Raw genomic sequence first — 14,368 nt, 5'->3', positions numbered from 1 at the left:
CATGTACGTCATCCGCATGAAGAATTGCGCCTTCTTCGCCCGCCACGGTGTGCTGGACGAGGAGGAGACGCTTGGCCAGCGTTTCTATGTCGATGCCGAGTTGACCGTCGAACCCAGCCGCCCGCTGACGGAGGATTCCATTGAAGATACTGTCAATTATGGCGTCGCCTTCGCGGTCATCGAGAAGATCGTGACGGGCCACCGCCGCTTCCTGATCGAGGCATTGGCGCTGGAGGTCGCGAAGGCGCTGACGGCACGGTTTTCGCAGATCAGGAAGGCCGAGATCACCGTGCGCAAGCCGAACGCCCCGGTGCCCGGCGTGCTCGATTATGTCGAGGTGAGCGTTGTCTGGCCAGAATAGCGCCGTCTACCTCAGCCTCGGCGGCAATCTCGGCGACCCGGCGAAGTCCATGGGCGCGGCGTTGCGCATACTGGATGGCGACGACGGGACGCGCGTCACCGCCGTCTCGTCGCTCTACCGCACGCCGCCCTGGGGCAAGCTTGACCAACCGGATTTCCTCAATGCCGCCGCCGCGATCGAGACGGCGCTTTCGCCGCGCGCGCTGCTCGACCTTTGCCTCGACGTCGAGAGGCGGTTGAAACGCGTGCGCGAGGAGCGTTGGGGGCCGCGCCTGATCGACATAGACATCCTGGTGTTCGGCGACCGGGTGATCCACGAGACCGGGCTCGAAGTACCGCATCCGCGCATGCTGGAGCGCGCCTTCGTGCTGGCGCCTCTGGCCGAGATCGCGCCTGATCTCGTCGTTAGCGGCAGGAGCATGTCGGAACGGCTCGGCGCTGTCGATATTTCGGGGATCGAGCGGCTGCCGTCGGGCCGGGAATGGTGGATCGGATAAAGCCGGCTGGTCAGCCGGAAAAACCGCCGCCGTCCAAAAATGCCTGCTCCTCGACCGTCGTCACGCGGCCAAGCATCCGGTTGCGATGCGGGAAGCGGCCGAAGCGCCGGATGATCTCCAGATGTTCCTCGGCGTATTTCAGATATTCGGCTGCGTTGGCGGCCGTAAGCTCCATGGATCGTTCCTGATCCGCCAGAAGTTCGGAATGCTCGAAGGGCAGGTAGAGAAAGACGCGAACCAGTTCTTCCAGCTCCAGGTCCTGGCCGGCCGCGATTGCCTTGTCGGCGAAGTATCTGGCCAGCGGATCCGTCGCATACATGTGTCCGGTGCCGCGAAAGCAATTGCGCGGGAACTGGTCGAGCAGGATCATCAGCGCCAGCGATCCTTCGGCATGAGCGCTCCAGTCGTCGCATTCGCGCCGCGCGGCGGCGTAATGCAGCTCCAGAAAGCGGCGGCGGAAATCCGTGTCGAAGGCATCGTTCTTCTCGAACCATGCGTCCTCGCCGGCATCGCGCCAGAATTTGGTGATGGAAAGCGCTCGCGGATCGAGCTCTGCCATGCCTTGCCCCTCAGTTCTTGGTCTCTGCCTGGTTCAGCACGACGGCGGTTTCCTGGTTCAGCGCCCGGCCGGCGCGGCGCGGCTGTGTCAGCGGCGTCGGGATCGGCGTGCCGATATTGCCCTTGAGGAAACGCTGTCCGGCGCGCACGCCTTCGGCCAATTGCAACTCAAAGCGCGCTTCGTCGCGGCGCCGGACATCCTCGATAACCTCGGCGACCTCTTCGGGATCGACACCCAGCGCCTCCAGCGCGGAGCCGCCAAAGACCAGCGCCGATTCGAAGGTCTCGCGCAGCTGATAGTCGACACCGGCGCGCACAAGCTGCAGCGCCGTGCCACGATCGAAGGCGCGCGCCAGGATGGTGACCAGCGGGAATTCCGCCTTGACTAGTTGCGCGATGCGCACCGCGGCGTCCGGCTTGTCGACGCAGATCAGCACGGCGCGGGCCCGCCCGACGCCGGCCGCATGCAGGATATCCAGCCTTGTGCCGTCGCCGTAATAGACCTTGAAGCCGAAATCGGCCGCCGCCTGGATCATCTCGACCTCATTGTCGATGATCGAGACGTCCAGCCCGCGCAGCAGAAGCGGCTGGCTGGCGATCTGGCCGAAACGGCCGAAGCCGATGATCAGCACGCTCCCGGTGAGGCCGTCGGCGATGTCGACGCCGTCGAGGGACTGCTCGTCGCGCGGGGTCAGGTAACGCAGCGCCACGATCGCCAAAGGCGTCAGCACCATGGAGATGATGACGATGGCGGTCAGCGTGGCGTTGGCCTGGCCGTCGATGATGCCGACCGCGGCGGCGGAGGAATAAAGCACGAAGGCGAACTCGCCGCCCTGGGCCATGAAGACGGCGCGTTCGAGCGCCTCGCGGTGGCCGCTCTTCAGAATGCGTGCGACGACATAGATGCCGATAGCCTTCATGACCATGTAGGCGACGACATAGATGGCGACGAGCCGCCAGTTATGGGCGACGACGCCAAGGTCGAGCGACATGCCGACGGCCAGGAAGAACAGGCCGAGCAGGATGCCGCGGAACGGCTCGATATCGGCTTCGAGCTGGTGGCGGAAGGTCGATTCCGACAACAGCACGCCGGCGAGGAAGGCGCCCATCGCCATCGACAGGCCGGAAAGCTGCATGGCCAGGGCCGATCCCAGCACCACCAATAGCGCCGCGGCGGTCATGACTTCACGGGCTCGAGCGTCCGCCAGGATGCGGAAGAGCGGATTGAGCAGATAACGGCCGGCCACGACCAGCCCGACGATCGCGGCGATGCCGATGCCGACTTCGGTCAGCCGCTCCGAAAGGCTGGTCTCGGCGCCGCCGGGCGCGAGGAATGCGACCAGCGCCAGGAGCGGCACGATCGTCAAGTCTTCGAGCAGCAGGATGGAGACGATGCGCTGGCCTTTTGGCGTGGCGATCTCGCCGCGCTCTTCCAGCAACTGCATGACTATTGCCGTCGAGGTCAGCACGAAGCCGGCGCCGGCGACGAAGGATTGCGCGATGGGAAAGCCCCCGGCCAATCCGACCAGGGTCAAAAGCATCGCGCAGACGCCGACCTGCAGGGCGCCGAGACCGAAAATCTCGCGACGCAGGCCCCAAAGCCGCGACGGCTGCATTTCCAGCCCGATGATGAACAGGAACATGACGACGCCGAGCTCGGCGACCTGGAGGATCGATTCCGATTCGGAAAAGATGCGCAGGCCGAACGGGCCGATGACCACGCCCGCGGCGAGGTAGCCGAGGATCGAGCCCAGTCCCATGCGCTTGAAGATCGGCACGGCGACGACGCCCGCGGCGAGAAGCGCCACCACCTGCACCAGATCGCCGCTCGACGCTTCAGCTGCCATGCCTCTTGTCCCTGTGTCTTGCAGCACTCCTTGCATGCACCGGGAGCGAGAGGCAAGGGCGGAAGGCCTGCCGGGAAGAGTAGGGTGCCGTTGAAGCGGCCTCCGCTTGCCTGCCGGACGTTCGGCATCTATATCAACCGAATGCCTGACTATTCGTCCCGATCGTCTTCGGCCTTTGATATCCCGATGGATGCGCTCAGCGAAGTCCTCCAAGACTTTCGCTTGAGTGGTGTCAACTATGGCCGCTGTGAACTCCGACATCCATGGAGCATCGCCTTTCCGCAACAACCGCTGCTTCGCTTTCACTTTGTCGGCCAGGGTCCATGCTGGATTTATACCGAGGCGGAGGGCTGGCAGGAGTTGCGCGATGGCGATCTGGTGCTGCTGCCGCAAGGCATCGCCCATCGGCTGGCCAGTGCGCCGGACGTTGTTGGCGACTCGCTCGAGGGTTGCCAGGTGACCAAGTTGGGGAGCAATGTCTGCGAAGTGGTGCGGGAAGGGACGGGCGCGACAAGCACCCTTTTCTGCGGCTCCATGGCCTTGGGCACCTGTGCGCTTAACCCATTGATCACGTTGATGCCACCTATCATCAAAGGGTGCGACGTAGCCGGCAATGACCCGGTCGTTGGTCCTTTGCTGGCGGCTATGACGGCGGAGGCCGCGCAACCGCAGATGGGCAGCGCCACCATCTTGTCGCGCATGGCGGACTTGCTGACCGCCCGGCTCATCCGCTGCTGGGTCAATTGCACTGGAGCCTCGACCACCGGTTGGCTCGCTGCTATCCGCGATCCCCATATCGGCCGCGCGCTGGCAGCCATGCACCGAGACCCCGGCCATAACTGGACCTTGGAAAGCCTTGCCGGCCTGGCAGGCCAATCGCGCTCGATTTTCGCCGAGCGCTTCAGCGCTGTATTGGGGGAAGGCGCGGCACGCTATCTCGCCCGTTTGCGTATGCAGCTTGCCCGCGAGTTGTTGGGGCAGAACGGCTTGTCGGTTGCCGAGGTCGCCACCCGCTTGGGCTATGATTCCGAAGCATCCTTCGCGCGTGCGTTCAAGCGCATCACCAGTGTCTCGCCAGGCGTTGTGCGTCGCACAATTCCCGGACGAATGGACATGAATTTCGGATTTTAAGATACATATCATCCGAATAGACTCGTCTATGAAGACCTCCAGGCCTTGGAGATCTTTCAGTGACAGACACAACATTACAGCTTGAAGACGCGACGATAGACCTCGATGCCGGTGCGCCAGCCGCGTGGAGCGCGGCCACCTGGTTCGCGGTCATTTCATTGGCGGCCACCAGCTTTGCGCTGGTGTCAGCGGAATTCCTGCCGGCAGGTCTGTTGACGCCAATGGCGCGCGACCTTGGCATCAGCGAAGGAACGGCCGGACAGGTCGTCACCGCCACGGCTTCCATCGGCGCGGTGACGGCGATGTTGAGCAATGTTCTCATCGGCCGATTGAACCGCAAGACGGTGCTGGTTGGCCTCTGTGCCTTGGCGGTCGGTTCCAATATCCTTGCAGCGCTGGCGCCCAATTTCTGGCTGCTGCTGCTAGGTCGGGCCGGGCTCGGAATCGCTATCAGCGCCTTCTGGGCACTTTCGGTTGCCGTCGTGGCCAGGCTGGTAGGCGCAAATGCGACAGGTCGGGGCATGGCTATCGTCACCCTCGGCGTCTCGCTCGCCACCATTGCCGCACCGTCGGTGGGCGCGTTGATCAGCGACTGGCTGGGATGGCGCAGCGCCATGGCCTTGACAGCAGGGCTGGCAGTGATTGCCATGCTGCTGCAGTTGCTTAGCTTGCCGACCTTGCCTGCAACAGCCAGCAATAGTCTTGCGGACGTATTTCGGCTGACAAGGCGGCGTGGCATTCAACTCGGCATGCTGGCCATTCTTTTGCTGATGACGGGGCATTTTGCCGGCTCTGTCTATGTGCGCCCTTTCCTCGAACACGTGACGCTCCTTGCAACCGGGCCAATTGCGCTGGCTCTGCTCGGATTTGGCATCGCCGCAGTGATCGGCAACATTGCCGGTGGCCGCATGGCCGACGCCAATATCCGCGTCGCTCTCGTGGTCACAGCCGCGTTGATGGCGTTTGCGGCGCTGGCATTGGTGCTTTGGGGCGTGCACATCGGCGTGGCCTTCGGGTTCGTCACGCTTTGGGGCTTGGCCTTCGGCATGGGGCCCGTGGTGCTGCCGACCAATCTATCCCGCGCGGCACCTGATGCGCTGGAAGCAGCGGGCAGCTTGATGGTCGTCTCTTTCCAGGTTGCCATCACCATCGGCGCGGTTGTCGGCGGCTATGTCGTGGACACCTATGGCGCAACGGGGCCCTTGACCCTTACCGTCGTCCTTGCCGCATCGACAGTCATGCTGGCGCTGCTACAGCCTCGCGGGTGAACTTTGCTCTGGAGCGTTTCACCGTTTCACGGAGACGGCGAACCGCTCTATCTCTTTGTTTTGACGCAATTCCAGACGGAAAACCGCTCACACTTTTCTTGGAATTGCTCCAGCTGACACAGGCGGGCTGAATCCGGAACGCCGCCTGTTGCAGCTCCGTTACACAAGTTTACGCGGCCCGGTTGTTGCGTGCCGCCACAATCAGCGGTTATGGCACGTTCGGCTTCGGCCAGTGGAGGCAGCGGCGATGGGCGGCTGCCTTTTTTGAGGAGATGATTGAGATGAAGAAGTTTTTGCTCGTTGCCGTGGGTGTTGCGGCGTTGGCCGGTTCGGCTTGCTCCAAAGGGCCGGAATGCACGCAGGAGATAGCCGCCAAGAAGGCGCAAGACATGGCAGCCGCGCTCCAGGCAGCCATCACCAAGGACCCGGCCAAGGCGGCCGACCTGACCGCCAAGGTGCAGGCCGTGACGACGAAGTATCAGGGCGCGACGACGCTCGACGAAGCCTGCAAGGCCTATGACGAGCTGACGGCCACTATCAAGGGTTGAGCTGACCCGTCGACAGATGCGAAGGCGGTGGCCAGGCGGCCGCCGCCTTTTTGTTGTTGAGCGGAGCGCTGGGGTCAGTTCTTGGCAATGGCGCCGACTTCGACCGAATCGACCCGCTTCAGGCTCATGCCGATCACCGGCACCAGCTGCTTGTCGACACGCACGGCCACCGTCACGGTCATCGAATTGTCGTCAGGCACGCGGGCCTGCATGACGCCGTTCAACTGCTTGCGGTTGATGGTGAACACGACCTTCTGGGCATCGACGACATTGCCGCCGACAATATCCATTCCGTTGCCGGTCGAGCCGCCCATGAAGCTGCCCCGGTAACCATCGCGGCCCTTGCGCTCGACGCTTGCCGACATCTTTTGCGTGAACACGCCGACCCGGCAGTTGCCGTCGAGCGTCATGCCGAGCTTGCTGTCGGGCGTCGAGCCATTGAAATCGCAGGTGAATTTCGTGCCCTTGTACTTGCCGGCGATGATCTCGCCGGGGCCGACCCATCTGCCTTCGACGGAACGGAAAAACTGCTTGTCCGGTTCTGCTCCAAAGGCCTTTTCGACGAGGCCGAGCGGCGCGGCAATCGCAACGGTGGCAGGCAGCACGCAGGACAGGATTACGCTTCTCATCGACGACACCCGGCACGAAAGAGTCTTATCTGGGACCTGGCCGACCATGAAGAAGATTGGTTAATGCTTCGTCACTGGCGACGGTTTTGGCGTTTACCCTATTGCTCGGGCTGACCGTCCTTTTTTGCCGCGAACGACGTCAGCGCCGAGAGGAAATCGCCAAGGCCCGGGCGCTTCCCGGCGATGAACGGCAAGGGGCGCGCCGTTTCCATCGCCGCGATGCCGATTCGCGCCGTCATCATGCCGTTGACCACGCCTTCGCCGAGCTTGGCGGAAAGTTTCGCGGCCAGCCCATGGCCGACGATCTGCTGCACGAAACTGTCGCCGACCGCGATCGAGCCGGTCACCGCCAGATGCGCGAGCACGCCGCGCGCCAGCCGGAAGAAGCCAAGCGTGCCCGGACGGCCGCCGTAAAGCTCGGACAGGCGCCGGATCAGACGCCCGGCCTCGAACACGACATAGGCGATGTCGACCAGCGCACGGGGGCTGACCGCCGTTATGAGGGAGACGCGCTTGGCGGCCTCGAGGATCATGATTTTGGCGCGCGCATCGAGAGGCGACAGGATCTCGGTCTCGGCGAGCCGCACCAGATTGGCGCCGTCGATGATCTCGCCGCGCAATCCGGCAAGCGACCGGCGACCGGCGGCGGTCTCGGGCTTTGCCGCGACGAAAGCCGAGAGCTCGTCGACCAAGGCGCGCGCTGCCTTGGGATCGTCGCGCGCCACCGCATCCAGCGCCCGCTTCTGCATCTTTTCGACTTCGGCAAGGCGGGCGATGGCGAGGAATTCGCGGATAAGGATGACGAGCAGCGACAGCAGCGCGATCGCCGCCATTCCGGCCGCCAGCCAGCCAAGCCATTCGGCCCGCGCAAACAGGTCGCGGATCAGCTGGTCCGCCCACAGGCCGACCGCCAGCGAGACGAGCACGCCGAGAGCGCCGAGGAACAGCCGGGCAAGCAGCGAACGCTTTCTCGGCGCCGTCGCCGGCGGCGGAGCCGCTGCCTCGATATCCGGCTCGTCGAAGACGTCGACTTCCGACGGGATCACGACCGCCGCATCGGCCCTTGCGGCACGTGGCCGGCGCGTCGGCTGTTCGTCGGCGGAGCGGCTCTGCGGCGCCTGCGGCCTCGGCTCTGCCTCGGGCTCGATGCGAAAGGCCGCCGGTTTGCGGGGCGCGGTCATGCCAGGTGATCTCCGATCAGGAACTGCAATGCGCGGTCGAGCCTTATATGCGGCAAGGACAGGGTGACGCCTTCGGCTGTGCGCTCGAGTTTCGGCGGGCGGAAACGCACGAAGCGGATCGCCGGTTCGTTGCTATCTGCCGGCGGTCCGGAAACGTCGAACACCGCATCGACCTTTTCCGGCAAATCGCCCGGAAATATCGCGGTTTCGGTCTTGCCGTCGAACGTCTCGCCGTTGATCTTCTCGCCTTTCAGCGGGGTGCCGATGATGACCGGCAGCGTCTCGCGGCCTTGCTTCACCGTGCCCTCGCGGGTCGAGCGAACCGCGGCCATGGCGACGACGTCGACGGCGGCGCCGCTGAAATTCGCCCGCGCCACGGCACGGTCGGTCAGCCGGCGCACGATCGCCTGCAGCCGGTCATGGCTCTCGTGGTGCAAATGGTCGGCCTTGGTCGCGGCCACCAGAATGCGGTCGATGCGGCGTGAGAAGAAGTCGGTCAGGAAATTGCCCCGTCCGGGCCGAAAACACGACAGGATCTCGGTGACGGCGCGTTCCAGATCGGCCATGGCGGCTGGGCCGGCATTGAGCGCCTGCATGGCGTCGATCAGCACGATCTGCCGGTCAAGGCGGGCGATGTGCTCGCGAAAAAACGGTTTGACGACATGCGTCTTATAGGCCTCGTAGCGGCGCTCCATCATCGCCTGCAGCGATCCGGAGCGCGCCCGGCCTTGCGACAGCGTCATCAATGGCGCAAAGGTCAGCGCCGGCGAGCCTTCGAGGTCGCCCGGCATCAGGAACCGGCCGGGCGGCAGCGTCGACAGCGCCCGCTCGTCGAGCTTGCAGGCCTTGAGATAGGCGGCAAAGCTTTCAGCCAATCGCCGCGCCTGCATTTCGTCGGCGTCGGCATCGGGATCGACGGTCGAGGCCAGTTCGCGCCAGGCCTGCGACAGGTCGCAGCGGACGGGCAGGGCGGCCAACTCGACCGCCTCGCGCGAAAAATCGGCGAAGGATTTGCCGAGCAGCGGTAGGTCGAGCAGCCATTCGCCGGGGTAATCGACGATGTCGAGAGATAGTTTTCCGGCCGAAAACAGCCGGTTCCAGCCGGAGGCCGACTCATATTCGATGGTGAGCCTAAGTTCGGAGATGGCGCGCGTGGAGTCCGGCCAGGCACGGTCGTTCACCAAAGCCGCGACATGGTCTTCATACTGAAAGCGCGGAACGGCATCGTCCGGCTGCTCCTCGAGGAAGGCGCGGGCGATGCGGCCGGATTTCTGCGCCTCGAAAAGCGGCAGGCGTCCGCCATGGATGAGATTGTGGACAAGAGCGGAGATGAACACCGTCTTGCCGGCGCGGGACAGGCCGGTGACGCCAAGACGCAATGACGGAGAGAAGAGCCCGGCGGCGCGGCCCGACAAGGTGTCAAGCGCAATCCTTGCCTCGTCGGTAAAGCTGGTCAGCGATGATGCCAAATCAGGCCTCTGGTTGCGCGTCAGCGCCCGATATAGGCCTTGCGCCGAGCGTTTGAAATGGCCTCAGAGGCCGGCGGGCGTGAGAAAGGCTTCGAGATAGCCGTTGCCCTGCGCCGCTTCGGCAAGATTGCCGGGAAAGCGCACCACGGCGAGGCCCGAGGTTGGAAAACCGTGATTCATCATCCCGCGCGCCGCCTCCTCGCCGTCGCCGGACAGCGCCATCGCCAGATCCTCGGTCATGGGGTTGTGGCCGATCACCAGAATCTGGTCGGCGCGGCCATTCCTGCGGATGATGTCGAGATAGCCGGCCGCATCCTCGCTGTAGAGCGTGTCGAAGAACAGGACCCGGCCGGTATCGGCGCGCCCCGCCAGGCCTTCCAGCGTCTGCCGGGCCCGCCTCGCATTGGAGCAAAGGGTGACGTCCGGCACGTAGTTGCGGACCCGCATGGCCTCCCCGATCGCTTCGGCATCGGCCATGCCCGACGCGTCGAGCGGGCGGTCGAAATCGCGCACGCCGGGCAGCGCCCAGCCGGCTTTGGCATGCCGCAACAGATAAAGTCTGCTCAACCGGACCCCCGATAGCGCTGCCTTTCCGGCAAAGCGCGATTAGTCACCAGAACCAGGCCGTGCACAATGGCCGGCACCGGCAACTGCAACGAATCACGTGCGAATTCGTTTGCTGCCATTGAAACAACGTCGCGAGAGGGCCCGCCGATGCGAGACTAACAATTGCGTGAAACGGTCGCCAATAGCGCTTGTGCAGCCTCTTGTCCCCGAATATATAGGCGCAAAATTTGGGGTTGTTGGGTGAGTCGAATGAACGACATCGTTACCGCCGATTACGTACCCTCCGAAGACGAGCCGTTCATGAATGAACGGCAGAAATCGTACTTCCGTCAAAAGCTTATCACTTGGAAGAGCGACATTCTCCGCGAAGCACGCGAAACCCTCGAAATTCTGCAGCAGGAAAACGCCAACCACCCGGACCTAGCCGATCGCGCCTCCTCCGAAACCGACCGCGCCATCGAATTGCGCGCCCGCGATCGCCAACGCAAGCTCATCTCCAAAATCGACTCCGCGCTGCAGCGCATCGATGAAGGCACCTATGGCTATTGCGAGGAAACCGGGGAGCCGATCGCGCTGAAGCGGCTTGACGCACGCCCGATCGCCACGCTGTCGATCGAGGCGCAGGAGCGTCACGAGCGCCGCGAGAAGGTCTATCGCGACGACTGACGAGAACCGAATAGGCAAGAAAACGTAGAAAATGGCCGGATTTCCGGCCATTTTCGTTTCCGGTGCTCAGGGCGCGGAAAGGCCCGCCTGTACCGGCAAGCTGCCGTAAGGTCAGCGCTTATGGTTGCCCAGTTCGCCAAGCAGTTTGGTCATCTCGTCATCGAGCGAGGGCTTGGGCGCGGGTTTGCTTGCTGCCGCCGGCTGGGAGTGCGTCTCGTCGAAAGAGGTCTCGAGCTCGTGCATCAAAGTGTCGTCGATGGAGTCGTTTGAGGGCGGCGTGTATCTGGCGCTGCCGTTTGTCGTCCCGTAGCCCGGCAACGGCATGACCTTCGCCGTCGGCTGGCTCGGCGCCGCCGACTTGGGCGGCGTGGGAGCGGGCGCGGGCTGGCGTGTGGCGGCTGGCTGGGCGGCAGGCGGCGCCTGCCTGACGGGGGCGGGTGCCGGCGGAGGCGCCGGTTGCGGCGTGCGCGGGCGTGGGGCGGCAGTTGCTTGCTGCTGGCCGCTGTCGCCGGTCAGCGCCGGGCGGCGCGGCGCCGCCAGCCTGATATCGCGCTCGACCACGACATCGGTCGGCCCGCCGATCAGGATCAGGTGCTCGATGTCGTCGCGACGCACCAGCACAAGCCGGCGATGGCTGTCGACGGCGGTGGCGTCCATGACCGCAAGGCGCGTCTTGCGGTTCCTGCCGCCGGCCACGAAGGTGCCGAAGGTCAGGTTGCGCACCACCTTGATGACGAGCAGGACGACGACGAGCAAAATGAGCGCCGCGAACGTCCACAGGATTGCAGCGACATAACCCGGACCAGCCACGCTATCCAGCCATTGCAGCATCGGTGCACCCAATCGCCTTTTGAGGTAGGCGACACTAGACCGCGGTGGCGGCCCGCCGCAAGTTCACATCACCCATCGTGAACAGTTTGAAACATGAATCGTTGATTTTATCGGACATTTGCCGCCGGGGCCTTTTCCGCTACAGGAGAATGTGATTCAACCGGCCGTCCGCGCCCGTCGGACACCGGAATCACAAGCAGGGGGAACATGGCCAAGGAAGCGCGCGGCGATTTCTATCCGGTGCCGATCGTCGACCAGAACACGCGTCCGGGCGCCGTCACCAGGCTCATCGTCTTCATCGTCGTCCTGACCGGCGCCGCGATCGTCTTCGGGCTTTTCCGCGAGCGCCTCGGCGATCCTTTCCTGCTCGGCATGCTCGGCGTGCTCGCCATGATCGGCGTCGGCTTCCTGTTCGCGACCGCGATCGGCTTCGTGCAGATCGCGCCGCGTTCGACCGGTGACGAATTGTCGAAGGCCTTTGTCGACTCGATGTCGCAAGGCCTGCTGGTCACCGATACCAAGGGCCGCGTCGTCTATGCCAACCGCGCCTATGCCGACATGACGGGTGCTGCCTCGGCCGCCGATCTCAAGACGGTCGAAGGGCTGCTGTCGGATGTTCCCGAGGCCTCGATGACAATCTACCGGCTGGCGTCGGGCCTGCGCGACGGCCAGGCGGGTGATGGCGAGTTCCGGCTGGCGCAGTCGATCAAGCCGGGCGCCGAACCCGGCGCGTGCTGGTATCGCGCCCGTGCCCGCGCCTTCAGCATGCCCGGGCAAAGGCTGCCGATGCTGGCCTGGCAGCTCGCCGACATTTCGCAGGAACGGGCGGAGCAGGAGCGTTTCTTCCTCGACCTGCAGAAAGCCATCGACCATCTCGACCATGCGCCGGCCGGCTTCTTTTCGGCCGATCAGGAAGGCCGCGTCACCTATATCAACGCCACGCTCGCCGAATGGCTCGGCATCGACCTTGCCTCCTTCACGCCGGGCGCCATCACGCTGCCGGAAATCATCGCCGGCGACGGCATGGCGCTGGTCCGTTCGGTCAAGGCCGACCCGGGTACCACCCGCAACGCCGTCATCGACCTCGACCTCACCACCATGAGCGGCCAGGCGCTGCCCGTCCGCTTCATGCACCGGGTTTCGGCAAGCCGCGAAGGCCTGAACGGCCCGACCCGCACGATCGTGCTCAACCGTACCCAGGGCGAGGACGCTTCCGCGGAACTCAGGGCCTCCGAGGTCCGCTTCACCCGCTTCTTCAACTCGACGCCGATGGCAATCGCCGGGGTCGATGCGAGCGGGCGCATCCTGCGCACCAACGCGCCGTTCCTGCAGCTGTTTTCGTCGGTGGTCGATCGCGACGCCGTCGACCGGCGCGTGCGCTTCGAGACCATCGTTCATGAACGCGACCGGCCGGGCTTCGCCGCAGCCTTCGAGAAGGCTAGGCAGCGGCAGGCCAATATCGAGCCGATCGACTCCGTGCTGCCGGGCAACGAGGAGCGCCACATCCGCTTCTACGTCAACGCCGTCGCCGACAGCGCCGGCAGCGAAGGCGCCGAGGAAGCGGCGATCGTCTATGCGGTCGAGACCACCGAGCAGAAGGCGCTCGAGGGCCAGATGGCGCAGAGTCAGAAGATGCAGGCGGTCGGTCAGCTCGCCGGCGGTATCGCGCATGACTTCAACAATGTGCTCACCGCCATCATCATGGCGTCCGATCTTCTCTTGACCAATCACCGGCCGTCGGATCCTTCCTTCCCCGACATCATGAACATCAAGCAGAACGCCAATCGGGCCGCTTCGCTCGTGCGGCAATTGCTGGCCTTCTCGCGCAAGCAGACGCTGCGGCCGGAAGTGCTCAACCTGACCGATGTTCTGGCCGACCTCAGGATGCTGCTCGCCCGCCTGGTCGGCAACGACATCAAGCTGAAGATCGACCACGGCCGCGACCTGTGGCCGGTCAAGGTCGATATCGGCCAGTTCGAGCAGGTGGTGGTCAACCTTGCCGTCAACGCGCGCGACGCCATGCCAAGCGGCGGCGATCTCACCGTGCGCACCCGCAACGTCACAGCCGACGAGTGCAAATCCTTCGCCTATCGCGAACTGACGCAGGCCGACTATGTGCTCGTCGAGGTCGAGGACACCGGCAGCGGCATCGCGCCCGACGTGCTGAAAAAGATCTTCGAGCCGTTCTTCACGACCAAGGAAGTGGGCAAGGGCACCGGCCTTGGCCTGTCGATGGTCTATGGCATCATCAAGCAGACCGGCGGTTTCATCTTCTGCGATTCCGAAGTCGGCAAGGGCACGGTGTTCCGCATCTTCCTGCCGCGCCACATCGCCGAGGTGAAGAAGCAGGCCGAGCCTGGCGAGGCGCCGGCGACCGCGGCGACGGTGCCGGCCAAGACCTCCGACACCGCGAAGGATCTTTCCGGCTCGGCCACGGTGCTTCTGGTCGAGGACGAAGACGCCGTGCGCATGGGCGGCGTCAGGGCGCTGATCTCGCGCGGCTACACCGTCCACGAGGCGTCATCCGGGGTCGAGGCGCTGGAAGTGTTCGAAGCGCTCGGTGGCAAGGTCGATATCGTCGTGTCCGACGTGGTGATGCCGGAGATGGACGGGCCGACATTGCTCGGCGAGCTGCGCAAACGCCAGCCGGACATCAAGTTCGTGTTCGTTTCGGGCTATGCCGAGGACGCTTTTGCGAAGAACCTGCCGGCCGATGCGCATTTCGGTTTCCTGCCGAAACCTTTCTCGCTCAAGCAACTGGCGACGATCGTCAAGGACGTGCTGGAATCCTAGCCGCGGAACCTGGCCGTCTTAAA

14 protein-coding genes are annotated in these 14,368 nt (G+C 64.3%); 7 read left to right on the top strand and 7 right to left on the bottom strand.

Features of this window, described 5'->3' with window-relative positions; translation table 11 throughout:
• Position 1: 1 nt before the first annotated feature.
• Positions 2 to 361, top strand: a complete 360-nt coding sequence (gene folB / locus YU3_RS0111245) for a dihydroneopterin aldolase (RefSeq protein WP_027166337.1) — start codon at positions 2 to 4, stop codon at positions 359 to 361.
• The gene (gene folK, locus YU3_RS0111240; protein WP_027166336.1) at positions 345 to 857 is read left to right on the top strand and encodes a 2-amino-4-hydroxy-6-hydroxymethyldihydropteridine diphosphokinase; all 513 of its coding nucleotides are present in this window, start codon (positions 345 to 347) and stop codon (positions 855 to 857) included. The genes folB and folK overlap by 17 nt, the downstream gene beginning before the upstream one ends.
• Positions 858 to 867: 10 nt before the next feature.
• Here the strand turns inward: folK and YU3_RS0111235 are convergent, their stop codons facing one another.
• Together YU3_RS0111235 and YU3_RS0111230 are read right to left on the bottom strand one after the other, a co-directional pair.
• A complete protein-coding gene (locus YU3_RS0111235; protein ID WP_027166335.1) occupies positions 868 to 1,416 on the bottom strand; it encodes a DUF924 family protein in 549 nt (182 codons plus the stop codon).
• 10 nt (positions 1,417 to 1,426) lie between these two features.
• Positions 1,427 to 3,262 carry a monovalent cation:proton antiporter-2 (CPA2) family protein gene (locus YU3_RS0111230; protein WP_027166334.1) on the bottom strand — a complete coding sequence of 612 codons (1,836 nt, stop codon included), beginning with the start codon at positions 3,260 to 3,262 and terminating at the stop codon, positions 1,427 to 1,429.
• A gap of 141 nt (positions 3,263 to 3,403) precedes the next feature.
• Here YU3_RS0111230 and YU3_RS0111225 point away from each other — a divergent pair, with 141 nt between their 5' ends.
• From YU3_RS0111225 to YU3_RS0111215, 3 genes are all read left to right on the top strand, one after another.
• Positions 3,404 to 4,393, top strand: a complete 990-nt coding sequence (locus YU3_RS0111225; protein WP_027166333.1) for an AraC family transcriptional regulator — start codon at positions 3,404 to 3,406, stop codon at positions 4,391 to 4,393.
• Between the two features lie 59 nt (positions 4,394 to 4,452).
• Positions 4,453 to 5,661, top strand: a complete 1,209-nt coding sequence (locus YU3_RS0111220) for an MFS transporter (RefSeq protein ID WP_027166332.1) — start codon at positions 4,453 to 4,455, stop codon at positions 5,659 to 5,661.
• 281 nt (positions 5,662 to 5,942) lie between these two features.
• Positions 5,943 to 6,209: a hypothetical protein gene (locus tag YU3_RS0111215; RefSeq protein ID WP_027166331.1), complete on the top strand. Its 267-nt coding sequence runs from the start codon at positions 5,943 to 5,945 to the stop codon at positions 6,207 to 6,209.
• 74 nt (positions 6,210 to 6,283) lie between these two features.
• On the opposite strand, the gene YU3_RS0111210 is transcribed toward YU3_RS0111215, so the two are convergent.
• The 4 genes from YU3_RS0111210 to YU3_RS0111195 form a co-directional block, all read right to left on the bottom strand.
• Positions 6,284 to 6,838 carry a hypothetical protein gene (locus tag YU3_RS0111210; RefSeq protein WP_027166330.1) on the bottom strand — a complete coding sequence of 185 codons (555 nt, stop codon included), beginning with the start codon at positions 6,836 to 6,838 and terminating at the stop codon, positions 6,284 to 6,286.
• 98 nt (positions 6,839 to 6,936) lie between these two features.
• Positions 6,937 to 8,019 carry a TIGR01620 family protein gene (locus tag YU3_RS0111205; RefSeq protein ID WP_027166329.1) on the bottom strand — a complete coding sequence of 361 codons (1,083 nt, stop codon included), beginning with the start codon at positions 8,017 to 8,019 and terminating at the stop codon, positions 6,937 to 6,939.
• Positions 8,016 to 9,488, bottom strand: a complete 1,473-nt coding sequence (locus YU3_RS0111200; protein WP_027166328.1) for a YcjX family protein — start codon at positions 9,486 to 9,488, stop codon at positions 8,016 to 8,018. The genes YU3_RS0111205 and YU3_RS0111200 overlap by 4 nt, the downstream gene beginning before the upstream one ends.
• A gap of 63 nt (positions 9,489 to 9,551) precedes the next feature.
• The gene (locus tag YU3_RS0111195) at positions 9,552 to 10,055 is read right to left on the bottom strand and encodes a histidine phosphatase family protein (RefSeq protein ID WP_027166327.1); all 504 of its coding nucleotides are present in this window, start codon (positions 10,053 to 10,055) and stop codon (positions 9,552 to 9,554) included.
• A 249-nt stretch (positions 10,056 to 10,304) separates the two neighbouring features.
• Between YU3_RS0111195 and dksA the strand changes: the two genes are divergently transcribed.
• Positions 10,305 to 10,721, top strand: coding sequence for an RNA polymerase-binding protein DksA (gene dksA / locus YU3_RS0111190; protein WP_027166326.1), 417 nt, complete (start codon positions 10,305 to 10,307; stop codon positions 10,719 to 10,721).
• Between the two features lie 111 nt (positions 10,722 to 10,832).
• On the opposite strand, the gene YU3_RS0111185 is transcribed toward dksA, so the two are convergent.
• Positions 10,833 to 11,552: a flagellar biosynthetic protein FliO gene (locus YU3_RS0111185; RefSeq protein ID WP_036258292.1), complete on the bottom strand. Its 720-nt coding sequence runs from the start codon at positions 11,550 to 11,552 to the stop codon at positions 10,833 to 10,835.
• A 207-nt stretch (positions 11,553 to 11,759) separates the two neighbouring features.
• Between YU3_RS0111185 and YU3_RS0111175 the strand changes: the two genes are divergently transcribed.
• Positions 11,760 to 14,345 (top strand): ATP-binding protein, encoded by a 2,586-nt coding sequence (locus YU3_RS0111175; protein WP_027166324.1) that lies wholly within the window; start codon positions 11,760 to 11,762, stop codon positions 14,343 to 14,345.
• Positions 14,346 to 14,368 lie beyond the last annotated feature (23 nt).

Source organism: Mesorhizobium sp. WSM3224, assembly GCF_000427725.1.
Classification (GTDB): Bacteria; Pseudomonadota; Alphaproteobacteria; order Rhizobiales; family Rhizobiaceae; genus Mesorhizobium.
Note: the sequence above shows the minus strand (reverse complement) of the source record. Positions and strands in the feature narration are given on the sequence as shown.